Source organism: Pseudomonas sp. BAV 4579, from assembly GCF_009765395.1.
Classification (GTDB): Bacteria; Pseudomonadota; Gammaproteobacteria; order Pseudomonadales; family Pseudomonadaceae; genus Chryseomonas; species Chryseomonas aestiva.
The window spans coordinates 1-23,574 of the sequence record NZ_WHOV01000028.1 but is presented as its reverse complement, the minus strand read 5'-3'; the positions used below and the strand labels follow the sequence as shown (position 1 = coordinate 23,574).

The 23,574-nt window shown below is 63.9% G+C and carries 20 protein-coding genes; 16 read left to right on the top strand and 4 right to left on the bottom strand.

The features are described from left to right. The first annotated feature begins 110 nt into the window (after nt 1-110). The 7 genes from GSQ95_RS08445 to GSQ95_RS27100 all read left to right on the top strand — a co-directional run bounded on the left by GSQ95_RS08445 (nt 111) and on the right by GSQ95_RS27100 (nt 6,165). Nucleotides 111-1,262, top strand: a complete 1,152-nt coding sequence (locus GSQ95_RS08445; protein ID WP_145008926.1) for a flagellin — start codon at nt 111-113, stop codon at nt 1,260-1,262. A 72-nt stretch (nt 1,263-1,334) separates the two neighbouring features. After that, nucleotides 1,335-1,718 carry a flagellar protein FlaG gene (locus tag GSQ95_RS08440; protein WP_158893006.1) on the top strand — a complete coding sequence of 128 codons (384 nt, stop codon included), beginning with the start codon at nt 1,335-1,337 and terminating at the stop codon, nt 1,716-1,718. A gap of 64 nt (nt 1,719-1,782) precedes the next feature. Next, nucleotides 1,783-3,279 carry a flagellar filament capping protein FliD gene (gene fliD / locus GSQ95_RS08435; RefSeq protein WP_158893008.1) on the top strand — a complete coding sequence of 499 codons (1,497 nt, stop codon included), beginning with the start codon at nt 1,783-1,785 and terminating at the stop codon, nt 3,277-3,279. 96 nt (nt 3,280-3,375) lie between these two features. Further along, nucleotides 3,376-3,759 carry a flagellar export chaperone FliS gene (gene fliS / locus GSQ95_RS08430; protein ID WP_158893010.1) on the top strand — a complete coding sequence of 128 codons (384 nt, stop codon included), beginning with the start codon at nt 3,376-3,378 and terminating at the stop codon, nt 3,757-3,759. 17 nt (nt 3,760-3,776) lie between these two features. Continuing rightward, nucleotides 3,777-4,073, top strand: coding sequence for a flagellar protein FliT (locus tag GSQ95_RS08425; RefSeq protein WP_158893012.1), 297 nt, complete (start codon nt 3,777-3,779; stop codon nt 4,071-4,073). 164 nt (nt 4,074-4,237) lie between these two features. Then, the gene (locus GSQ95_RS08420; protein WP_158893014.1) at nt 4,238-5,716 is read left to right on the top strand and encodes a sigma-54 dependent transcriptional regulator; all 1,479 of its coding nucleotides are present in this window, start codon (nt 4,238-4,240) and stop codon (nt 5,714-5,716) included. A gap of 89 nt (nt 5,717-5,805) precedes the next feature. Next, nucleotides 5,806-6,165, top strand: a complete 360-nt coding sequence (locus GSQ95_RS27100) for a transposase (RefSeq protein WP_372241635.1) — start codon at nt 5,806-5,808, stop codon at nt 6,163-6,165. 551 nt (nt 6,166-6,716) lie between these two features. On the opposite strand, the gene GSQ95_RS08410 is transcribed toward GSQ95_RS27100, so the two are convergent. Next, nucleotides 6,717-7,469, bottom strand: a complete 753-nt coding sequence (locus GSQ95_RS08410; RefSeq protein ID WP_158893018.1) for a YkgJ family cysteine cluster protein — start codon at nt 7,467-7,469, stop codon at nt 6,717-6,719. 420 nt (nt 7,470-7,889) lie between these two features. Between GSQ95_RS08410 and GSQ95_RS08405 the strand changes: the two genes are divergently transcribed. The 7 genes from GSQ95_RS08405 (at nt 7,890) to GSQ95_RS08375 (ending at nt 19,046) form a co-directional block, all read left to right on the top strand. Then, the gene (locus tag GSQ95_RS08405; protein ID WP_372240058.1) at nt 7,890-9,089 is read left to right on the top strand and encodes a PAS domain-containing sensor histidine kinase; all 1,200 of its coding nucleotides are present in this window, start codon (nt 7,890-7,892) and stop codon (nt 9,087-9,089) included. Further along, nucleotides 9,086-10,468 (top strand): sigma-54 dependent transcriptional regulator, encoded by a 1,383-nt coding sequence (locus GSQ95_RS08400; protein WP_158893020.1) that lies wholly within the window; start codon nt 9,086-9,088, stop codon nt 10,466-10,468. Before GSQ95_RS08405 ends, GSQ95_RS08400 begins: the two co-directional genes overlap by 4 nt. Nucleotides 10,469-10,709: 241 nt before the next feature. After that, a complete protein-coding gene (gene tkt / locus GSQ95_RS08395; RefSeq protein ID WP_158893022.1) occupies nt 10,710-12,794 on the top strand; it encodes a transketolase in 2,085 nt (694 codons plus the stop codon). After that, complete coding sequence (locus tag GSQ95_RS08390; RefSeq protein ID WP_158893024.1) at nt 12,791-15,610, top strand: bifunctional transaldolase/phosoglucose isomerase; 2,820 nt, start codon at nt 12,791-12,793, stop codon at nt 15,608-15,610. The genes tkt and GSQ95_RS08390 overlap by 4 nt, the downstream gene beginning before the upstream one ends. An 18-nt stretch (nt 15,611-15,628) precedes the next feature. Further along, nucleotides 15,629-16,606 (top strand): phosphogluconate dehydrogenase (NAD(+)-dependent, decarboxylating), encoded by a 978-nt coding sequence (gene gnd / locus GSQ95_RS08385; RefSeq protein WP_158893026.1) that lies wholly within the window; start codon nt 15,629-15,631, stop codon nt 16,604-16,606. 83 nt (nt 16,607-16,689) lie between these two features. Beyond that, nucleotides 16,690-18,246 (top strand): glucose-6-phosphate dehydrogenase, encoded by a 1,557-nt coding sequence (gene zwf, locus GSQ95_RS08380; protein ID WP_158893028.1) that lies wholly within the window; start codon nt 16,690-16,692, stop codon nt 18,244-18,246. Continuing rightward, complete coding sequence (locus tag GSQ95_RS08375) at nt 18,228-19,046, top strand: HAD family hydrolase (RefSeq protein ID WP_158893030.1); 819 nt, start codon at nt 18,228-18,230, stop codon at nt 19,044-19,046. The genes zwf and GSQ95_RS08375 overlap by 19 nt, the downstream gene beginning before the upstream one ends. Before the next feature lie 208 nt (nt 19,047-19,254). On the opposite strand, the gene GSQ95_RS08370 is transcribed toward GSQ95_RS08375, so the two are convergent. Next, nucleotides 19,255-20,157: a LysR family transcriptional regulator gene (locus GSQ95_RS08370; protein WP_158893032.1), complete on the bottom strand. Its 903-nt coding sequence runs from the start codon at nt 20,155-20,157 to the stop codon at nt 19,255-19,257. A 145-nt stretch (nt 20,158-20,302) separates the two neighbouring features. Between GSQ95_RS08370 and GSQ95_RS08365 the strand changes: the two genes are divergently transcribed. Continuing rightward, a complete protein-coding gene (locus tag GSQ95_RS08365; protein ID WP_158893034.1) occupies nt 20,303-21,031 on the top strand; it encodes an SDR family oxidoreductase in 729 nt (242 codons plus the stop codon). Here GSQ95_RS08365 and GSQ95_RS08360 read toward each other — a convergent pair. Together GSQ95_RS08360 and GSQ95_RS08355 are read right to left on the bottom strand one after the other, a co-directional pair. After that, complete coding sequence (locus tag GSQ95_RS08360) at nt 21,028-21,948, bottom strand: LysR family transcriptional regulator (protein WP_158893036.1); 921 nt, start codon at nt 21,946-21,948, stop codon at nt 21,028-21,030. The genes GSQ95_RS08365 and GSQ95_RS08360 overlap by 4 nt on opposite strands. Before the next feature lie 62 nt (nt 21,949-22,010). Next, entirely contained in the window at nt 22,011-23,009 is a 999-nt protein-coding gene (locus GSQ95_RS08355; protein WP_133862424.1) for an acyltransferase, read from the bottom strand. 481 nt (nt 23,010-23,490) lie between these two features. Here GSQ95_RS08355 and GSQ95_RS26445 point away from each other — a divergent pair. After that, the coding region (locus tag GSQ95_RS26445; RefSeq protein ID WP_256664506.1) for a hypothetical protein at nt 23,491-23,574 on the top strand (84 nt) is incomplete at its 3' end.

Here is a 23,574-nt window from a genome sequence, read left to right as displayed (position 1 = left end):
CTAAAGAAATCTCCAGGCAAGACGATAACCATATCGAAGGTTCTCCAGGTCACATCGGGCGGTCCCCTTGGCCGGGAGCTAAAGCAGTATCCTAATCCACGAGGTTCTCCATCATGATGACCGTCAATACCAACATCGCTTCCTTGACCGTTCAGAAGAACCTGAACAACGCGTCTGGCAACCTGACCACCGCCATGACCCGTCTGTCCACCGGCCTGAAGATCAACAGCGCCAAGGACGATGCCGCCGGCCTGCAGATCTCCAACCGCCTGACCAGCCAGGTCAAGGGTCTGGACCAAGCCGTCTCCAACGCCAACGATGCCAATGCCATCGCCCAGACCGCCGAAGGCGCCCTGCAGGAATCCACCAACATCCTGCAGCGTATGCGTGTCCTCGCCGTCCAGTCCTCCAGCGGCAGCAACAGCACCGAAGACCGTACCTCGCTAAACCAGGAATTCGAGTCGCTGACCTCGGAACTGACCCGTATCTCCAGCACCACCACCTACGGTGGCGGCAGCAGCGGCATCAACCTGCTGGACGGTACCGCCGGTACCAACGGCACCCTGACCTTCCAAGTCGGCGCCAACGCCAACCAGACCGTCAGCTTCACCCTGAGCAATATGAGCGCCAGCAGCCTGTCCGGCTCCTCGTCGGTAGCCACCGGCGGCCTGGACCTGAGCAGCCTGGGCGTCTCGGCTTCGGGCGGTACCACTAGCTCCAGCGGTACCCTGAGCATCGCCGGCCAGACCGTGACCTACGCCTCCGGCGCCAGCTTCAACGACATCGTCAGCTCCATCAACAACAACATCAGTGGCGTCTCGGCTACTGCGGCCAGCTCGGGTAGCTCGACCATCAACCTCAGCTCCGCCAAGACCATCGACATCGGAGCGGGTACCGGTGGCGCCACCGGCGTATCCAGTGGTTCCTACGCCTCGGTTACCACCACCGGCAGCGTCCAGTCGCTAGACATCACCACGGCGGCCAACGCCCAGAGCGCCATGCAGGTCATCGACGGCGCCCTGAAGCAGATCGATACCCAGCGTTCCACACTCGGTGCCGTGCAGAACCGTCTGGACTCCACCATCTCCAACCTGCAGAACATCTCGGAAAACGCCACGGCAGCCCGCAGTACCATCCAGGATGCGGACTTCGCGGCGGAGACCGCCGAGATGACCAAGCAGCAGACCCTGCAGTCGGCAGCAACCTCGGTACTGGCCCAGGCCAACCAGCAGCCCGCCTCCGTACTGAAACTGCTCCAGTAATTCTGATCAGGGAAAGGGGAGGGCGCTGCGGCGCCCTTTCCGCGTTGTTAGGTTTTTTGGGAGGGTTGCACCATGAGCATCAACGTGAATTCGGTCGTTACGGGAACTGCCACGACGACCAGCGCCGCAGGGACGCCATCAGGCCACGTCGCTGGCGCCCCTTCCGCTACGGCCAACGCCAGCGGCAACGGGGCGACACCGGCCGACCAGGCCAAGACCGCCGCTGTATCGCCTAGTCGGGAAGAGCTGGAAAAGGCCGTTAAGGATTTAAGTTCCAGCGCCCAAGACTTGCATCGCAACCTTGAGTTTTCCTTAGATCAGGATTCCGGCGTTACCGTGGTTAAGGTGGTAAACAGCGCCAATGGCGAGTTGATCCGGCAGATCCCGTCGGAGGTCGTGGTCAAGCTGGCTGCGGACTTCAAGGAGTCCCGTCACCTGCTCAGCGAGAAAGCCTAGTTGGTGTGTCTTTTGCTTTAGTGATGCTACAGCAGCTGGACCGTCAATGTTTTGAGGACAGATCATGACCACTATCTCGTCAACTTCTTCGACTAGTTCGACCACTTCAAGCAGTTCGACTAGCTCGACGACGAGCAATTCTGCGTCCAGTGCCTCCGCCACTTCCGGGGCGATCAAGTCATCCACCGGTCTCGGTTCCGGGATCAACATCGGTTCGATCGTCGAGGTGCTAGTCAACGCGCAAACTGCTGGCAAGCAACAACAGATCACTACCTTGCAAAATTCGGCGCAGAATCGCCTGACTGCAGTAGGTACCCTGACCTCGGCGTTGAACGATTTCCAGTTGGCTGTGGCCAACCTGAATACCACGACCTCCTTTGCCGGATTGACCACGACTTCCAGTACCCCCGCAACGGCGACGGCAACGGTGGATGCCACCGCGGTAGCGGGTACCTATGCGCTGGATGTATCAAATCTTGCGACCGCGTCGAAGGTCGGCACCCAGTACATCTCGTCCGGGACCACCTTCGGATCAGGCAGCCTGACGCTGAGCCAGAATGGCAAGAGCTACAATATCAGCGTGAGTGACGGTGCCAGTCTGTCCAACATCCGCGACAGCATCAACAAGCAGAGCGCCACCTCGGGCATCTCGGCGAACGTCGTCACCGACTCCACGGGATCACGGCTAGTCCTGAGCTCCACCACTACGGGCGCCAACTCTACGATCGGCGTGTCCACCACCGGTAGCAGCTCTCTGTCGTCTTTAGCTATCGATGGCACTAAGGCCTATTCGACGTCGGGCGGCGGTTATCTGGTGCAGGGTACCGACGCCAAGTACACCCTAGACGGTTTGAGCATGACTAGCTCCAGCAATACCCTGGATACCGCCGTCACCGGAGTGACCTTTACGCTGGCGGCGCCAGGAAAGACCGACGTTACCGTGGGAGCCAATACCTCTGGGTTGCAGACCAACATCCAGACGTTCGTTGACGCCTACAATACGCTGGTTAATACCATCGGTACCCTTACCAAGGTCAGTACCACGACCGGAGAAGACGGCGCTTCCAGCACGAGCTCCGGGGCCCTGACTAGTGACGCCATGACCCGCACACTCATGCGCAGCCTGCAGAGTACGGTTTTCGGTACGTCCGCCGGCAGCGGCAATCTAAAGAACCTTACACAGCTCGGGATTTCCATGACTAACTCGGGAAACCTGACGCTGAACTCTTCGGCCCTGTCCACGGCCCTCGCGACTAACGCCAGCGATGTGCAGAACTTCTTCTCGGCTAAGTCGGGGCTGCTGAACAACATGAACAAGCTGGTCAATACCTATACCCAGAGTGGTACGGGGCTGATCGCTCAAGAGAAGTCGACGATCCAGACCAACCTGACGGATCTCAAGACGCAGCAGACCACGCTCACCGCGCGTCAGGCCAAGCTTACCGATATCCTCACCGCGAAATACAATGCGATGGATAGCCTGGTCGCCAAGCTGAACAGCACCAGCAGTAGTGTGCTGACTACCCTGAACGTGCTGAACAAGAACTCGTCTTCAAGTTGATCCTAGCTGTTTATTAAGGCTAAAGATTGCAGGGCGCGGGCCGATAGCTTGGATATCCAACACAGCATCATCTGTTGAATCCAAGGTAGCCAAATCATGTACGCACAATCTGCAGCGCTGCGCCAATATCAGAATATTGGTGTTCAATCCGGGGTCTTCGAGGCTTCACCGCATCGCCTGATCCAGATGTTGCTGGAGGGTGGTTTGAGCCGCATCGCCCAGGCCAAGGGCGCCATGCAAAACCAGAGGTACCTTTTGAAAGGCCAGTTGATCGGCAAGGCCCTGGCCATTATCGCCGGCCTGCGTGATGCCTTGAACTTCGATGCGGGCGAACTGGCGTATCGCCTCGACGCCCTGTACGGTTACATGGCTACCCGCTTGGCCGAGGCCAACCGTACCAACGATGCTCGCATCCTGGACGAGGTTGCTCAGCTGCTGCGTAATATCAAAGAAGGTTGGGACGGCATAACCGCTGCCTGACCGGGAGGGTGAGAGCCATGGCTACCATCGTTGTTCGTATCAATCAGCTTCGCAGTCAGCTGGAGCAGGCCCTCGTCGAACAGGACTGGGAGGCCATCGGCCGTCTTGATCTGGATTGCCGCCTGGCGGTCGATGTCGCCATGCAGGAAGCGCCGGGTGGTGAGACCGAGCTGACGTTCGCCTTGCAAAATCTTCTCAAGACTTACAAGGCCTTGATCGCCGCCACCACGGCCGAACGTTCTGCCATCGCGGTCGAGCTGACGCAGGCACAACGCGCCGACAAGGCCGCCAAGGTCTATCAGCTGTTCGGTTGACCGTCATCTGTCGGACGGTAATTCAAAGTTTGGAAATTTCTCCGCCATAAAATTGACCCCGCATCACAATTTGTCTTAACTTGCGCAAGATGCCGACCAGTTGGCACTTGGATGCAGGCGACACCTGCACGTAGCGAACCGACAAGCCGAATTGGGGCAGGGACATGTGGCGTGAAACCAAGATCCTTCTGATCGACGATGAGGCCGAGCGGCGCAAGGCGGTATCGGTCATTCTCGATTTTCTCGGCGAAGATCACCTCGCCTGCACCAGTTCCGATTGGCAAGCTACTCTCGAAGCGCTCGACAGCAGTCGGCAGGTCAGCTGTGTGCTGGTCGGTCGCGTCGACAGCCGGGGCAACAGCGTCGAGCTGCTTAAGCAGGTCGTGGCCTGGGACGAGATGGTCCCGCTGCTGTTGCTGGGCGAATCGGCGCAGCCGGAATGGCCGGACGACGTTCGCCGCCGCGTGCTGGTCTCTCTCCAGTATCCGCTGGCCTACAATAAGCTGCTGGATTCCCTGCACCGCGCCCAGGTCTATCGAGAGATGTACGACCTGGCTCGGGATCGCGGGCGTCAGCGTGAGCCCGAGTTGTTCCGCAGCCTGGTGGGTACCAGTCGCGCCATTCAAGGGGTGCGCAAGATGATGCAGCAGGTGGCCGATACCGAGGCCACGGTGCTCATCCTCGGCGAATCGGGTACCGGCAAGGAGGTGGTGGCGCGTAACCTGCACTTCCATTCCAAGCGGCGCGAAGCGCCCTTCGTACCGGTCAATTGCGGTGCCATCCCGGCGGAGTTGCTGGAGAGCGAGCTGTTCGGCCACGAGAAGGGCGCCTTTACCGGTGCCATCACCAGTCGCGCCGGGCGTTTCGAACTGGCCAACACCGGTACCCTGTTCCTCGACGAGATCGGCGACATGCCGCTGCCCATGCAGGTTAAGCTGCTGCGGGTACTGCAGGAGCGGACCTACGAGCGGGTGGGCAGCAACAAGACCCAAAGCGTGGACGTGCGCATCATCGCCGCGACCCACAAGAACCTCGAGCAGATGATCGCCGCGGGCACCTTCCGCGAGGATCTCTACTACCGCCTCAACGTCTTTCCAATCGACATGGCGCCGCTGCGCGAGCGGGGCGAAGACATCCCGCTGCTGATCAACGAACTGATCGCCCGGATGGAGCACGAGAAGCGTGGTTCCATCCGCTTCAACTCGGCGGCGATCATGTCGCTGTGCCGCCACGAGTGGCCGGGCAACGTCCGCGAACTGGCCAACCTGGTGGAACGCATGGCGATCATGCATCCCTATGGCGTCATCGGCGTGGCCGAATTGCCGCTCAAGTTCCGCTACGTGGAAGACGAAGCCGATCCCATGGTGGAATCCCTGCGCGAGGAATTGCAGGAACGCGAAGCCATGGCCGGCATTGGGACGCTCGAGGTCTCCTCCTCAGCGCTGCTGCCCAGTGAAGGCCTGGATCTCAAGGACTACCTGGCAAATCTGGAAAAGAGCTTCATCCAGCAGGCGCTGGATGATGCCGGTGGCGTAGTGGCGCGTGCCGCTGAGCGGCTGCGCATCCGTCGCACCACGCTGGTCGAGAAGATGCGCAAGTACGGCATGGGGCGCCGCGACGACGAGTTTGAAGAAGAGATCTAAGGTTCGCCTGAAAATTCGTATTAGGTAGGCTGAGTCTGTGATTGCAGCGGAGGCAAGCACTAACATTAGCTAGCGTTACGGCCTTTTGAATGAGTGCTGGCGTTGAGCGAGGAGATCGTTTCCCCGCCAGAAGGATGGGACGCCCACGCCGTGATGATCGGCAAATGCTCAATGTCATCCTCTGGATCCTACGCTCGGTCGCAAAATGGCGTGGCCTACGCGATCACTATGGTCCTGGAAAATGGTCTGCCAGGGCTGCCAACAAGTGCGATGACGGTACCTTCGAGTCCCTTCTGGCGCCCGCTGCATCTGAGGCTGCGTCAGGATTGTTATGTGGACCTGGGCATCTGGATGATCGATGCCAGTACGATCCCCGTGCCTCACGAGCCCTCATGTTAGGCAGAAAAAGCCTACCCAGACGAACCGCTAGATCATGCGCTAGGCAGTAACTGTGACGGACTAGGTACCGCTCCATCTGCTCTGATAAGTCCAGAGGTATCCGCTGACCTCAAGGTTTTGCTCGGGCAGCAGGCCGACTCGCAGCGCGCTTCTTTCCCTACTCGAAAATGTGCGGTGGCGAGGTACCAAAGATGGGCCATGCGAATGCTGCCGACGTGTCTTGGTCAATGCGGGATATGATAGCGAAGCGCTCCGGCATCGTTGGGACTGCGCGGGTATTAATCTGTCGTTGCCCAACGCAAGAGGCGTCGTAAGCCTCGTTTCAATCAATTCATGTACCACTAGCGCAATGCGGTCGAACGCCTACTCAGCCAGCCAACCGAAAAAACGCACCCTCTCCAATCGGTTCGAGAAGCCGGCTAGCAGCTTCAAGGCAATGGTCACTATGGCCTGTATGGACTGCTGCTGGCACACCGATTTTTCGAAAAAAGCTCAGGTTCTTTGAGTCAAGCATCGACTTGATGGGGCGTCGTTACCCAACTTGACAAAAGCCAGTTCAGAATTGCTGTTCTGCCTACTCCGGAGCCGGCGAGGCTTAGTCTCATGCTGCGCTCAAAGCGATGAATCCATAGTCCGTTTGCGTCAAGGCCGAAGCGATCAGCGCGCCGGTCGCCTTGAGCTGCTCCGCTAATTCGCGGTGCGATACATGAAGCGTCCAGTCCGTGGCCGCATCCATCGGTGGGTTGGTCATCACCTGCTCGGTCGCTGCCAAAAAATCTGAACCGTAAGGTCGGTAGGCGGTGAAGCCATCGCCTTTGAGTGCCGATGTGCGAATGCCCAAGGCGGCGCAAATCGCCGCCTTCTGACCTATTTCATCCCGATCAGCCTGTCGTGACCGCTCGATGAGCGTAATCAGCTCCACGTCCTGCAAACGCCCACCATGAATCAACGTCGGCCCCTGTTCCCAGGCATGCGGCGGACAATCTTTCATATGGGGCCTCAAGGGAAGATGCGGATTAATCTCCATTGGATAGATACGGCAGACCAGGGGTCGCTCGTCATAAATCGAGCAGCGGTTGTCGGCATCTAGCCGCATGCAACGCCCTGGATTATAGGCGGCGAAGGTAATAGCGACATAGGCGCGCGTCTCCCCGCACCACACCCGCAGAGAGCGCTGCTCGGCATGCTCGCGCTGCACCGGCGAGATCCCTTGACCGTCCTCGAGAAACGCTTCGACCAGGACGAGCAACTCACCCTGTTGCTGAGCCCAGCGGATCGCCTCGTTCAACGTCAGCGGTATATGGTGCGAGGTACAGCATTTGCCGCATCCTACGCAAGAAAAACGAGTGGACATCAGCGTAGCCTCTGTTGGGCAGAAAATTAACGATAGGCAGGAAAATGTCGCCATCAGTCTGGAATGCGATCCGTAGCAAGTCTTGCGCCAGCTGCGTTCGGCATGGAACGGCCAAGCGGCTTGTTGACCAACAGCTACGGCTTTTCAGCCAATCCTAGGCTGGTAGATGAGGCTGAGCGTAGCGAAGCTCAACTTTTCCGGCGGAGACCCCCTGTATCGGACTTAAACAATAAAAGCCTCCCTGGCCAACCTGCGCCTGGTAGCTCCCTGCCGGACCAGTCTCATCTACCGCTGCTTGGGTGGCGCTCCAGAAGTAGAAAAGGCTGCGCCGTTTTCCACGCTACGGCGCCTTGACGCCAGGGCGGCATGGGTCTTGCTCAAGCCTGGACAATGTCAATTGTCCGTCGCGAGCCCCAGCTGATGCCTGCGCAAGCCCTTTCTTCCGCTGCCCCTACCGACGCTGCCGTGGAGGCCTCCGCCTCGGCACAGGCCCGCGAAGCCCTGGGGCAGATGTCGCGTCAGCTGAGCGAATCCTTCCAGTTGCTCGAAGCCCGGATGAATTCGCTGCAGGGCGAACTGGAGTGGGTGTCTGCCCAGCGCCTGCAGGAGCTGGCGGAAAAGGAGCGCCTGGCCAGCCGGCTGCAGAATCTGCTCGACGTCCTGCCTGCCGGTATTGTAGTCGTGGACGGCGCCGGTCGTGTGCGCGACGCCAATCCAGTCGCCACCGCCCTGCTCGGCGAGCCCCTGGCAGGCGAGCTATGGCGTACGGTGATTGCCCGGGCCTTCGCCCCACGTCATGACGATGGCCACGAGGTATCTCTGCGCGATGGCCGCCGGGTCTCTATCGCCACCCGTTCGCTCGACGGCGAACCGGGGCAACTGGTGCTGCTCAACGACCTCACCGAAACCCGTCATCTGCAAGGCGAATTGGCACGACATGAACGACTCTCGGCACTGGGGCGGACCATGGCCTCGCTGGCGCATCAGATCCGGACCCCGCTGACCGCGGCGCTGCTCTATGCCAGCCATCTGGAGGAGGGCGGTCTGGCGCTGGCGCAACAGCAGCGTTTCGCCGGCCGCCTCAAGGAACGGCTGCACGAACTGGAAAACCAGGTCCGCGACATGCTGGTGTTCGCCCGGGGCGAATTGCCGCTGGCGGATCGGCTGACGCCCGCCGCGCTGTTCACTGCCTTGCGCGAGGCCGCGACCCCGCATCTCGGCGACTGCCCCGTGCGTTGGCAACTCGACGCCCAGGGCGGGCTGCTCACCTGCAACCGCGACATGCTGGTGGGCGCCGCCCTGAACCTCATCCACAACGCCCTGCAGGCCATGGCCGGCAGTGGCCGCCCGGGACGACTCAAGGTGCATCTCCATCGTCGTGACGGGGAGTTGCGCCTGGCGATCAGCGACAGCGGTCCCGGCATTCCGCAGGCGGTCCAGCAACGGCTGGGCGAACCCTTTCTCAGCACCAAGACCACCGGCACCGGTCTCGGCCTGCCGGTCGCGCTGGCGATGGCCAAGGCCCATGGCGGCCGTCTGACCGTGCGCTCCCGGTTGGGGCGCGGCACGCTGGTGACCTTCATCTTGCCGCTGCTGGCGAGCGAGGAGACCCCGGCATGATCCTGCCCATCCTGCTGGTGGAAGACGATCGCGCCCTGCGCGAAGCCCTGGCCGATACCCTGGAACTTGGCGGCTATCGCTATCGCGCCGTGGACAGCGGCGAGGCGGCGTTGCTGGCGCTGGCCGAGGAACCCTTTGGCCTGGTGATCAGTGACGTCAACATGCCAGGCATTGACGGCCATCAGTTGCTGGCCAGCATTCGGCTGCGCGATCCGGCGCTGCCGGTGCTGCTGATGACCGCCTTCGGCAGCATCGAACGTGCCGTCGAGGCCATGCGCGGCGGTGCGGCGGACTATCTGGTCAAGCCTTTCGAGCCACGCCTGTTGCTGGAGACCCTGGCACGATGCTGCCCCCAGGGACGGCGCCTGTCCGATGCTCGCCAGCCGGTAGCGGCCGATCCCCAGAGTCGGCAACTGCTGGAGCTGGCCAGCCGGGTGGCCCGGAGCGAGGCCACGGTGCTCATCACCGGTGAGTCGGGCACCGGCAAGGAGGTGCTGGCGCGCTTCATCCACGATCAATCGGCGCGGGGGGATGGTCCCTTCGTGGCGGTCAATTGCGCGGCCATTCCCGATCACCTGCTCGAGGCCATCCTCTTCGGGCACGAGAAGGGCGCCTTTACCGGGGCCATCGCCGCCCAGCCGGGCAAGTTCGAACTGGCCCAGGGCGGTACCCTGCTGCTGGACGAGATCTCCGAGATGCCGCTGGGTCTGCAGGCCAAACTGCTGCGGGTCCTGCAGGAGCGCGAGGTGGAGCGGGTCGGGGCGCGCAAGCCGCTGGCGCTGGACATCCGCGTGGTAGCCACCAGCAACCGCAAGCTGGCGGAGGAGGTGGCCGCCGGGCGCTTCCGCGAAGACCTCTTCTATCGCCTGTCGGTGTTTCCGCTGGCCTGGCTGCCGCTGCGCCAGCGACCGGCCGATATCGTGCCCCTGGCCGAACGACTGCTGGCGGTCCAGGCCGCGCGGATGAATCGTTCGGTACCGGTCCTGAGCCCTGCCGCGCGCCAGGCCCTGGCCGAGCATCCCTGGCCGGGCAATGTGCGCGAACTGGACAACGCCGTGCAGCGGGCGCTGATCCTGCAACCAGGCCAGCAGATCCAGGCCGAGGACTTCGGGCTGCACTGGTTGGCGAGCGGGGTATCCATGGCGCCTGCCGCCGCGCCTGTGCCAGCGACAGGCATTGGCGATGAAGTACGGCCGCTGGACGCCGATCTGCGCGATCGGGAATTCCAGGTGATTCTCGATACCCTGAAGGCCGAACGCGGCCGCCGCAAGGAGACCGCCGAGCGCCTCGGCATCAGCGCCCGTACCCTCAGGTACAAGCTGGCGCAGATGCGCGACGCCGGCCTGGATGTCGAGCTGGCCCTCGCCGCCGGCTACTGAGTGCGCAAATCGATAGCCGGCTATCTACCCGCGCGGAACCAACCCTCTGGCGTGCTGTTCTAGAGAAAGGATCGCGACTGCGGCGTGGGGTCGCAGAGGATGCATGCCCCCGCCGCCCCGGACCCTGTCCGGCCGCTTTGCTTTCTTCTCTTAGGCGCTGCCTTTGCTGAAAACGGTTTCACGGACGGTATTTGCCGTTTTCGCCGCGGGTGGCGCGCCTGCCAGCACGAGGACGCTTGCCATGGGTTCCACCGCACCTTCCAGCTCCAACGCCGACCAGCTTGTCATCAATACCATCCGTACCCTGTCCATGGACGCGGTGCAGAAGGCCAACTCCGGGCACCCCGGTACGCCGATGGCCCTGGCTCCGGTCGGCCACACACTGTGGAGCCGCTTCCTCCGCTATCACCCGGAGCATCCGGACTGGCCCAACCGCGACCGCTTTGTGCTGTCGGTCGGCCATGCCTCCATGCTGCTCTATTCGCTGCTGCATCTGGCGGGCGTCAAGGAAATCGACGAGCACGGCACCGCCACCGGCAAGGAAGCGGTCAGCCTCGACGACATCAAGCAGTTCCGCCAGCTGGATTCCAAGACCCCGGGCCATCCCGAGTACCGCATGACCACCGGCATCGAGACCACCACTGGTCCGCTGGGGCAGGGCTGCGGCAACAGCGTCGGCATGGCGCTGGCCCAGAAGTGGCTGGCCGCCCGTTTCAACCAGCCGGGCGTGACCCTGTTCGACTATGACGTCTATGTGCTCTGCGGTGATGGCGACATGATGGAAGGCGTCACCGGCGAGGCGGCCTCCATGGCCGGTCACCTGGGGCTGGACAACCTCTGCTGGATCTACGACAACAACACCATCAGCATCGAAGGCCACACCGAGCTGGCCTTCAGCGAAGACGTGGCCGAACGCTTCCGTGGCTATGGCTGGCACACCCTGCACGTCAAGGATGCCAATGACGCCGAAGCCCTGGCCGCCGCCCTGCATCGTTTCAAGGGCAACACTGGCAAGCCGACCCTGATCGTGGTCGACAGCCTCATCGGCTACGGCGCGCCCAACAAGCAGAACACCGCGGCGGCCCACGGCGAGCCCCTGGGTGCGGACGAGATCAAGCTGGCGAAGAAGGCCTATGGCTGGCCCGAGGATGCCGACTTCCTGGTGCCCGACGACGCCCGTCACCACCTGCGCGATGCCCTGCTGGAGCGTGCCAGCGGTCTGTACGAAGACTGGAACCGTGCCTTCGATCGCCTGCGTCAGGACGATCCGACCCGCGCCGATGAACTCCAGCGCATGCGCGCCGGTGAGATGCCGGCAGGGTGGGACGCCAAGCTGCCCAGCTTCGATACCGATGCCAAGGGTGTGGCCTCCCGCGAGTCCGGTGGCAAGGCGCTCAATGCCTTTGCCCAGAACATTCCCTGGCTGGTCGGCGGGGCGGCGGATCTGGCGCCGTCCACCAAGACCAATCTCAAATTCGATGGCGCGGGCAGCTTCTCCGCCCGTGAGCCGTCCGGGCGCAACATGCACTTCGGCATCCGCGAGCACGCCATGGGCTCCATCGCTAATGGCATGGCGCTCTGCTACCTGCGCAGCTTCACCGCCACCTTCCTGGTGTTCAGCGACTACATGAAGCCGCCGATCCGCCTGGCGTCGATCATGGAATTGCCGGTGGTATTCGTCTTCACCCACGACTCCATCGGCGTCGGCGAAGACGGCCCCACTCACCAGCCCATCGAGCATCTGGCGCAGCTGCGCGCCACCCCGGGTCTGCTGACCCTGCGTCCGGGCGATGCCAACGAAACGGTGCAGGCGTGGAAGATCGCGCTGCAGCAGACCAATCGACCCTCCTGCATGGTGCTGTCGCGGCAACCGCTGCCGACCCTGGATCGCGCCAAGTATGCCAGCGCCGAGGGCGTCGCCCAGGGTGCTTATGTGGTGGCCGATGCCGAAGGTGGCACGCCCCAGGTCATCCTCATGGCCACTGGCAGCGAACTGGGTCTGGCGATGCAGGCCTATGAGCAGCTTCAGGGCGAAGGGGTGAAGGCACGAGTCGTCTCCATGCCCTGCTGGGAGCTGTTCGAAGAGCAGGACGAGGCCTACAAGCAATCGGTGCTGCCGGACGAAGTCCTGGGCCGCGTTGCCATCGAGCAAGCCGGTCCCCTGGGTTGGGAGCGCTACATCGGTCGCAAGGGTGCCTCGGTGACCATGAGCACCTTCGGCGCTTCGGCGCCCATCGGCAAGCTGCAGGCCAAGTACGGCTACACCGTGGAGAATGTGGTCAAGCTGGCCAAGGAACAGGCACAACGCTCCGGGAGTGCCAAATGAGCAATCCACTCAAACAGCTGACGGAGCAGGGCCAGGCGGTCTGGCTCGACTTCGTCAGCCGCGAGTTCCTCGCCAAGGGTGAGCTGCAAAAGCTGATCGAGCGTGACGGCCTGACGGGCGTCACCTCCAACCCCTCGATCTTCGAGAAGGCCATGGGCCACGGCAGCGACTACGATGCCAGCCTCGAGGCCTTCCTCGAGCAGGCCGACGCCGAGCCGGTGGACGTCTACGAGCATCTGGCCATCGAGGACATCCAGCAGGCGGCCGACATCCTGCGGCCGGTCTATGACCGGCTCGAGGGGCGCGATGGTTATGTGAGCCTGGAAGTGTCGCCCTATCTGGCGCTGGATACCCGTGCCACCCTGGACGAGGCGCGCCGCCTCTGGCAGGCGGTAAATCGGTCCAACCTCATGGTCAAGGTACCGGGTACGCCCGAAGGGGCGGTGGCCATCCGCAAACTGATCGAGGAGGGGATCAACGTCAACGTGACCCTGCTGTTCGATCGCAATGCCTACATGGCCGTGGCGGAGGCCTATATGGCGGGTCTGGAAGCCCGGCTGCACCAGGGCAAGGACATCAGTCGGCTCGCCAGTGTCGCCAGCTTCTTCATCAGCCGGGTCGATGGCGTGCTGGACAAGCTGATCGACGAGCGCAAGGGCGAGGACGCCGAGCTGGGCGAGCTGCGTGGCAAGGTCGCCATCGCCAACGCCAAGCTGGCCTACCAGGACTACCAGCGGCTGATCCAGTCGCCGCGCTGGAAGGTGCTGGCAGCCAAGGGTGCGCGGCCGCAGCGTCTGCTGTGGGCCTCCACCGGCTCCAAGGATCCCGCCTATCCCGATACCCTGTATGTCGATCAGCTGATCGGCCCGGACACCGTCAACACCATGCCTCCCAAGACCATGGACGCTTTCCGCGACCATGGCACGGCAGCGCCCATGCTGAGCACCGATATCGAAGCCGCGCAGCGGGTGGTAGATGCTACGGTCCGTTTCGGGCTGGATCTCGATGGCGTGGCCAAGCGGCTGGTCAAGGACGGCGCTCGGCAATTCGAAGATGCTGCCGATGCCCTGCTGGGTGTGGTTGGGCAGAAGCGCCTCGATTTTCTCGGCGAGCGCCTGAATGCCGCGGACTATCGTCTGCCAGACGATCTGAAAGAAGCCGTCGAGGCCCGCCTGGACGAGGCGCGACGTGAAGGCTGGTCGCGCCGGCTCTGGCAGGGCGACGCCTCGCTCTGGACCGGTCGTGACGAAGACCAGTGGGTCGGCTGGCTGGCCGCGGCCCAGGGGCGTCAGGCCGATCCGGTTGCCCTCGAGGCCTTGACCGAAGCCGTTCGCCAGGAAGGCCTGGATACCGTGGTACTCCTGGGCATGGGCGGTTCGAGCCTGGGTCCGGAAGTCCTGTCCAACACCCTGGGTACCGCTAAAGGCGGACTTACCCTCAAGGTGCTGGATTCTATCGATCCGGCGCAGATCACTGCACTGGAAGAGCAGCTGGACCTGCACAGGACGCTGTTCCTGGTATCGAGCAAGTCCGGCTCGACCCTGGAGCCGGAAATCCTGCGGGCCTACTTCCACAAGGCCGTGGAGCAGGCGCTGGGTGCGGAAGAGACCCGGCGGCGCTTCGTTGCCATCACCGATCCGGGTTCCAAGCTCGAAGCCAGTGCCACGGCCGAGGGCTACCGCGCCATCTTCCAGGGCGATCCCCATATCGGCGGACGCTATTCGGTGCTGTCGGTGTTCGGCATGGTGCCCCTGGCGCTGCTTGGCCATTCGGTGGCCGACTTCTTCCAGGTGACCCAGCCCATGGTGCTCGCCTGCAGCCCCAGTGCGCCGCCGGCCATCAATCCCGGCATCCGCCTGGGCGTGGTCCTGGGCGAGGCGGTGCGTGCGGGACGCGACAAGGTCACCCTGATCGCCTCACCGGGTGTCGCCAGTCTGGGCGCCTGGCTGGAACAGCTGCTCGCCGAGAGCACCGGTAAGCAGGGCAAGGGCATCATCCCGGTGGACCTGGAGCCCCTCGGGGAGCCAGCTGTCTACGGCAGGGACCGGGTGTTCGTCAGCCTGGTGCTGGCCGGCGAGGAAGACGCCGAGCGCGACAGTCGCCTGCAGGCTCTGGCCGCGGCCGGGCATCCGGTGGTGGACATCCGTCTGGCCCGCGCCGAACTGATCGGCCAGGAATTCTTCCGCTGGGAGATGGCGACCGAGGTAGCCGGTGCCGTCATCGGCATCAATCCCTTCGACCAGCCCGACGTGGAAGCCAGCAAGATCAAGACCCGTGCCCTTACCGATGGCTACGAGCGCGAAGGTCGTCTGGCCGGCGACGAGCCGCTGCTGGAGGAGGGCTCGCTGACGCTGTTCGGTGATGCCGACCTGCAGGGGCAGGACACCGCCCGCGCGGCGATCAAGGCGCACCTGGCACGCCTGCAGCCCGGCGACTATCTCGCCGTGCTGGCCTATCTCGAGCGCAATGCCGTGCACGAGGAGGCCTTGGGCGCCATGCGTGATAGCATTCGCGACAGCAAGCGCGTAGCGACCGTCGGCGGCTTCGGCCCCCGCTTCCTGCACTCCACCGGACAGGCCTACAAGGGCGGTCCCAACTCGGGTGTGTTCATCCAGATTACCGCCGATGCCCAGAACGACCTGCAGATTCCAGGGCGGAGTCTGAGCTTTGGTGTCGTCGAGGCCGCCCAGGCCAAGGGCGACCTCGAGGTACTGGCCGAACGGGGACGGCGCTATCTGCGCGTGCATATCAAGGGCGGCGACATCGACGCCGGCCTGCAACAAATCGTCGAACTGGTCGAGGCGGCGGTCGCCTGACCTCAAGGAGTCATCAGCATGCAATTGGGAATCATCGGACTGGGCCGCATGGGCGGCAACATCGCACGGCGTTTGATGAAGCATGGGCATGAAGTCGCGGTCTATGACCGCAGTGCCGAAACCGTGGCCGGCCTCGGCAAGGAAGGCGCCATCACCGCCGACAGCCTGGACGGCGTCATCGCCGCTCTGGCACAGCCGCGGGCCATCTGGGTCATGCTGCCGGCGGGCGCGCCGACCGAACAGACCATCGCCGAGCTGGCCGACCGCCTGGCTCCCGGTGACGTCATCATCGATGGCGGCAACACCTACTACAAGGACGACATCCGTCGTGCCAAGACCCTGGCCGAGAAGGGCATCGACTATGTCGACGTCGGCACCTCCGGTGGTGTCTGGGGCCTGGAGCGCGGCTACTGCATGATGATCGGTGGCAAGTCCGAGGTTGTGGAGCGTCTGGAGCCCATCTTCGAGGCCCTGGCCCCCGGCTACGGCAGCATCGAACGGACCAGTGGCCGCAACGCCCCGGACGAACGTGCCGAGCGCGGCTTCATCTTCACCGGTCCGGCCGGTTCGGGTCACTTCGTCAAGATGGTGCACAACGGCATCGAGTACGGCCTGATGCAGGCCTATGCCGAGGGCTTCGACATCCTCAAGATGAAGAACAGCGACAAGCTGCCGGAAGACGAGCGTTTCGAGCTGGACCTGGCCGACATCGCCGAAGTCTGGCGCCGTGGCAGCGTGGTGTCCTCCTGGCTGCTGGACCTGACCGCCCAGGCCCTGACCGGCGACGTCGAGCTGGAGAAGTTCTCCGGTTCGGTAGCCGACAGCGGCGAAGGCCGCTGGACCATCGAGGCGGCCATCGAGGAAGCGGTGCCGGTCAATGTCCTGTCCGCTGCCCTCTATGCGCGCTTCCGTTCCCGCCAGCAAGCCACCTACGCCGACAAGCTGCTGTCGGCCATGCGCTTCGGCTTTGGCGGCCACGTCGAAATCCCGCAATAAAACCCCGGCCGTTCCCCTGTGGAGCGGCCACGGGCCGCGTCCCGGGGGACGGCATCAGCCGTCCTCGTGGATAAGGCCCTGTCATGACCGATTCTCCTGCCGTTACCCCCAGCACCGCCGCCCAGGAGCGCCGCTCCTGCACCAAGGCGCCCACCGCGCCGCCCGCCACGCTCTTTCTGTTCGGCGCCAATGGCGATCTGGTCAAGCGACTGCTGATCCCCTCGCTGTACAACCTGCTGCGTGACGGCCTGCTCGACGACCGCACCCAGATCATCGGCGTCGATCACAATCCCAACACCGACGAAGGTTTCGCCGACCGGCTGGAAGCCTTCATCCGCGACCAGGCCGAAGCCAAGGGCAAGTCCCGGGACGAGGCACTGGATGCCGATCTCTGGGGCCAGCTGCGCGGGCGCATCCGCTATCTGCAGGGTGACTTCCTCGAAGACGCCACCTATCAGGCGGTAGGCGAGCGCATCGCCCAGGCCGACACCGACAATGCCGTCTTCTACCTGGCCACCGCCGCCCGCTTCTTTGGCGACGTCGCCGAGCGCCTGGGCAAGGCCGGCCTGCTGGAAGAGCGCGAAGACGCCTATCGCCGACTGGTGGTGGAAAAGCCCTTCGGCGCCGACCTGGCCAGTGCCCAGGCGCTCAACCAGCGCCTGCTGGCGAACATGGACGAAAAGCAGATCTATCGGATCGACCACTACCTGGGCAAGGAGACGGTGCAGAACATCCTGATCAGCCGGTTCTCCAACGCCCTGTTCGAGTCGTTCTGGAACAACCACTACATCGACCATGTGCAGATCACCGCGGCCGAGACCGTGGGCGTGGAGTCGCGGGGCGATTTCTACGAGAAGACCGGCACCCTGAGGGACATGGTGCCCAACCACCTGTTCCAGTTGCTGGCCATGGTCGCCATGGAGCCGCCGGCGTCCTTCAATGCCACCTCGGTGCGTGACGAGAAGGCCAAGGTGGTCGGCGCCATCCGCCCCCAGACCACCGAAGAGGCCCTGGCCAATTCGGTCCGTGGCCAGTACGCCGCCGGGACGCTGAACGACAAGCCCGTCAAAGGCTATCGCGAGGAAGAGCGGGTTGATCCGCAAAGCCAGACCGAGACCTATGTGGCACTCAAGCTGTTCGTCGACAACTGGCGCTGGGCCGGGGTGCCCTTCTACCTGCGCACCGGCAAGCGCCTGACCGCGCGCGATACCGAGATCGCAATCTGCTTCAAGCACGCGCCCTACGCCCAGTTCCGCGACACCAAGATCGACCGGATGCGGCCCAACTACCTGATCATCCAGATCCAGCCCGACGAAGGCATGTGGTTCGACTTCCACGCCAAGCGCCCGGGACCCCTGGTAGAACTGGAGAACATCCGCATGGGCTTCGCCTACAGCGATTTCTTCGAGATGCAGCCCTCCACCGGCTACGAAACCCTGATCTACGACTCCTTGATCGGCGACCAGACCCTGTTCCAGCGCGCCGACAATATCGAGAACGGCTGGCGCGCCGTGCAACCCTTCCTCGACGCCTGGCAACAGGGCGGCGAAGTGGAAAGCTACGCCGCGGGCAGTGCCGGTCCCGCCGGTGCCGATGAACTCCTGCAGAAGGACGGCCGCTCATGGCATCCGCTGACCTGACCCCCATCGACCTGCTGGTGTCGGATATCGACGGCACCCTGGTGCGTGACGACAAGAGCCTGAGCGAGGCGGTGATCGCCGCCGTCAAGCGGCTGCAGGCGGCCGGCAAGGCCATTACCCTGGTCAGCAGCCGCCCGCCGCGGGCGCTGCTGCCGCTGGTACGCCAACTGGGCATTCATCAGGCGGTGGCCGGTTTCAACGGCGGCAATCTGGTGGAGGCGGACGGTACCCTGATCCGCGCCCATCGCCTGGCGGAGCCGGTGACGCGTCAGGTGCTGGAGCGGCTGGATAATGCAGCCTTCGAGGTCTGGCTGTTCGCCGACGACCTCTGGCTGACCCGCGACGGGGAGGGAGCTTATGTGTCGCGCGAGACCCGCGCGCTGGGGTATGGGCCGACCGTGGTGGACTCCTTCGAACCCTATCTGGATCGCGTCGACAAGATCGTCGCCGCCGGTAGTGATCACTCCGGCCTCGAAGCCCTGGAAGGCGAGTTGGGCGAGCGGCTGGGGGAGGGCGCCACGGTGCTGCGCTCCCAGCTCTATTACCTCGACATCACCCACCCCAAGGCCAACAAGGGCGATGCCCTGATCGAACTGGCCCAGGCCGCGGGCGTACCGGTTGCGCGCACCGCGGCCATTGGCGATGGCAGCAATGATGTGCCCATGTTCCGCCAGGCCGGTCTCGCCATCGCCATGGGCCAAGCCGGCGCAGGGGTCCGTGAAGCGGCTGACCGGGTAACGGCCAGCAACCAGGAAGATGGCCTGGCCCAGGCCATCGATCGGTGGATCCTGGAGAGCTGATATCGGTCGGTCGATGTTGGGCTTCGCTGCGCTCAGCCCAACCTACCGGATGCCTAGGTTGGGTGGAGGCAGCTCCATCACCGAAGCCCAATAGGGCCTGCCTTCGCCAGGTGGAAAAGGCTGCGCCTTTTTCCACCCTACGCGGGCTCAGGCGAGCGCCCCCTCTCCCTCCGGGAGAGGGCCGGGGTGAGGGACGCCCAAACCCGCGCTACCCCTCCTTCTCCTCCCGATACCCCCGCACATGCTCCACCAGCGCCCGCAACTTGGGCGCCAGGTTGTGGCGGTTCGGATAGTAGAGGTAGAAGCCGGGAAAGGGCGGCAGATAGTCTTCCAGCACCCGCTCCAGTTCACCCCGCGCCAGATAGGGGCGGAAGGTGTCCTCCATGCCAAAGGTGATGCCGCCTCCGGCCAGGGCGGTGCGTACCATCAGCAGCATGTCGTTGGTGGTGATCCGCGGCGCGACGGCCACATCGAAGGCGCGACCGTTCTCGCTGAATTCCCAGCGCCAGGGCGCCACCTCCGGGGCCGGGCGCCAGCCGATGCAGCGGTGGTCCGCCAGTTCGCGCGGGTGCCGGGGTCGGCCATGACGGGCGAAATAGCCCGGGGTCGCCACCGCCACTTCGCGCTGCGATCCGGTCACCGGAATGGCGATCATGTCCTGCTCGATCACCTCGCCCAGCCGTACGCCGGCATCGAAACCCCGCGCGACGATATCGAATTCCTCGTCGGTGACGGTGACGTCCAGGGTCACCTCCGGATAGGCCTCGACGAAGCTGGCCAGCAGCGGCCCGTCGAGAAAGCGCTCGGCGATGGAGGTGACCGCGACCCGTAACAATCCGCGCGGCGGGCCGGCGTGGCTGGCGTCCTCCAGGGCGCCCAGCAGACCGGCCAGGGGCCCGGCTATCTGCCGCTGCAGGCGTTCGCCAGCCTCGGTCAGCCGTACGCTGCGGGTGGTGCGCTGCACCAGCGAGCTGCCCAGCTCGTCTTCCAGACGGCGGATGGCCTGGCTGACCGCAGAGCGGCTGACGCCCAGGCGATCAGCCGCCACGCGGAAATTCTCGGCCGTGGCCACCACGACGAAGACCCTGAGCAGATTCAGATCAGTGTGCATTGGTGAGTCTCGCTAACCATGGCAGTCAGGAGCGGGGGAATTATCACGACAATGAGCTTTCGCTAAGGTGGTGGCAAGCCTGGAAGGGCACGCAGCCGATCAGTAGATCGTCCAGCCAAACCACCCCATTCGAGAGGAACACTTCATGGCTATCGACAAGGTCGTACTCATCACCGGCGCCTCCAGTGGCATAGGCGCGGGCATCGCGCGGGAACTGGGCGCGGCCGGCTGCAAGCTGCTGCTCGGCGCGCGCCGCAGCGAACGGCTGGAGGCCCTGGCGGCCGAGATCAACGCTGCGGGTGGCGAGGCCGCCTGCCGCCGGCTGGACGTCACCGACAGCGCCGACGTGGTCGCCTTCGTCCAGGCGGCTCGCGAGCGCTGGGGGCGGGTGGACGTCATCGTCAACAACGCCGGGATCATGCCGCTGTCGCCCATGGCCTCGCTCAAGACCGAAGAATGGATGCAGATGGTCGACGTCAACATCAAGGGTGTGCTCAACGGCATTGCCGCGGTGCTGCCGGAGTTCACCGCCCGTGGCGCCGGGCACATCATCAACCTGGGCTCCATCGGTGCGCTGTCGGTGGTGCCCACGGCGGCGGTCTATTGCGCCACCAAGCACGCGGTGCGGGCGATCTCCGAGGGACTGCGTCAGGAGCGCGAGGATCTGCGGGTCACCTGCATCCATCCGGGTGTGGTGGCAAGCGAACTGGCTTCCACCATCACCGATCCCGCGGCGCGGGCGATGATGGACGACTATCGCGCCATTGCCCTGCAACCCGACGCTATCGGCCGCGCGGTGCGCTATGCCATCGAGCAGCCGGACGACGTGGACGTCAACGAGATCGTCGTGCGTCCGACCCGCAGCGCCAACTAGACGGTCTCGGCCAGGGCTTCGAGAAAGCGCTCCAGCACCAGATTCGGTCGCCGGCCCTTGCGGGTGACGGCGGCCAGGGTGGTGTCGAAGTGGAAGCGCTCGGGATCGAGAGCGCGCAACTGACCCTGGGCCACCCAGGGCTGGGCGACGTGGTCGGGCAGGTAGCCGATGTAGCAGCCGGTAAGGATCAGAAAGGCCACGCCTTCGCGATCCGAGGCGCGTGCCGTGCAGTTCAGCGCGGCATGGCGTTCGTGGCCGTCCTGGTTGAGGAGGTGATTGGGGCCGACGGCGTCCTGAGCGGCCAGGAGGGCGTCGTCCAGCGCCGCGTCGGCCACCGCGAACAGCGGATGGCTGCGGCTGCAATAGAGCAGGGCGCGCTCTTCGTAGAGCGGCAGGTAGTCCAGCCCGGCCAGGGCATTGATCAGCGGCAGCACGCCCAGGTGCAGGTGGCCGTCGAGCACGCCGGTCTCGATCTCGCCGGGCAGGGTCATGCCGATGTTGACCACCACCCCCGGCGCGGCGCGCTTGAGCGCGGCCAGGGCATGGGTAATGCGCATGCGCGGCTGGGTCACCAGGTTGTTGATGATGCCCAGGTTCAGCTCGCCACGCAGGTGCTGGTGCAGCTGGTTGACCTCGCTGCGAAAGCCTTCCAGGGCGGCGAACAGCGACTGGCTGGCCCTGAGCACCTCGCGGCCTTCGTCGGTCAGGGAGAAACCGGCGCGCCCGCGCTGGCAGAGGCGCATGCCGAGGCGTTTTTCCAGGTCGTTCATGTGCAGGCTGATGGCCGAGCGGGTGATGCCCAGCCGGCCTTCGGCGGCGGTGAAGCTGCCGCATTCCACCACCGTCTTGAACAGTCGCAGCAGGCGGATCTCGAAATCGCCGACCTGGGCGAGCAGGGCCTTGCGCGTCGTCTTCATGGCTGCCACCGCAAATGCGGGACAGCATAAGGCGCCGTCGGGAGCGGCGCCAGCGACCGGTTTCAGGCGCCGATCAGGACCCGGCTGCGCTGCCGGGTGACCTGCTTGACCACCCAGACCGCGGCGATGCAGCAGAGCAGGGTGATCAGCGTCAGGCACAGGCGGGTGCCCAGGTACTGGGCGAAGTTCTGCTCACCCAGCAGGCGACCCAGCACGCGATAGGCGCCGGCGAGATAGCCGTGCAGGAAGTAGATGGCGAAGCTGTAGGCGCCCAGCAGGGCCATGCCCTTGGTCAGGCGGCTCTCGGCGTATCCCGGCGCCTTGACCTTCTGGCTGAAGACCGCGAACAGCAACAGGCACAGTGCCAGTTTCTGCAGCCCGTAGAAGGCGCTGTCGAGCACTGCCGCGCCACTCAGCAGCAGCAGGGCCGCCAGCAGCCAGTAACGCGCCTGGGGCCGTTGCAGCCGCTCGCGCTGTTCGCAGGCCAGCATGCCGCAGAGGTAGATCGGCAGGAAATGCAGGGCCGCCAGCAACGGATCGGCGTCATTGATCGGGCGATCGGACACCAGGAAATACAGCAGGCCGACCATGGTCGCCGCCGGCAGCAGGCCACGCTTGACGATCCACTCCAGGGCCGGCGCGAGCAGGAAGATCAGCGTCAGCGCCGGAATGAACCACAGCGGACCCAGGTGGGCGCCAGTGGCCAGCAGCAGGGCGGTCTGGGCAAAGGGCGGCCAGTCATGGAAGGCGTTCATGTCGATCCACTCGTGTTCCTGCTTGAGTCCGGAGACATAGAGCAGCACGGCGGGAATCGAGATCAGCAGATAGGGGAGGATGACGTTCTGCAGCTTCTTGCCCAGATAGACCTGGTAGCTGTATTTGCCGAGGTTGTAGCGAAAGAAGAAGCCCGAGAGCGCGACGAAGATGCAGGTGGTTTCCAGCGACAGCAGATTCAGGGCGATCTGCTGGTGCTCGGTGGTCTGGTAGCTGCCCACGGTCATGTGGTGGAAAACGATGAGAACGGCCGCCAGGCCGCGGATCCAGTTGAGCTGAATCAGCATGGGGGAGGTTTCCTTGAGGAATAGCTGAACCGCGCGCTCTGCCTCGGGGGAGGGGCACGGGTTGGCAAAAGCGGAAAGTTGGGTACGCGGCAGAGACGGCGGACAGGCTACCGCGCCCGGCTGGACTACGCGCCGGGAAGAGAGGTGAGGCGAGGGTGCCTCGGCGCCACGGGACTACGGTGGCAGGCGACCAGCTTAAAGTGTTTCAGGCAAGTTACTGATTACTAATCAAATTTGTTGGTTTCAAGATGTTTCAGCAGCGTCAAGTTGGCATGGATAATCGCGTTTAGAAAGCGCCTTTCAGGGAATCTGTGGCTGTATGAAGTAGCGTCGTTCTCCCTCGCCCATCCTGCTCGACCGGTCGCTCAACACCTCGTTTTTGGGTGAGGTTTCAGATACCTAGGCGCGAGAAAAAAACCATTTAACTCACGCAACGCCGGGCGCATCCTGCAGACTCAATGTCACCGCCCGAGGCCCCGTCATGAACCAGCCGCTGACCGTTTCGCCACCTGTCGCCGCCCAGCTCAACCTGCGTGCCCACTGGATGCCCTTTACCGCCAATCGC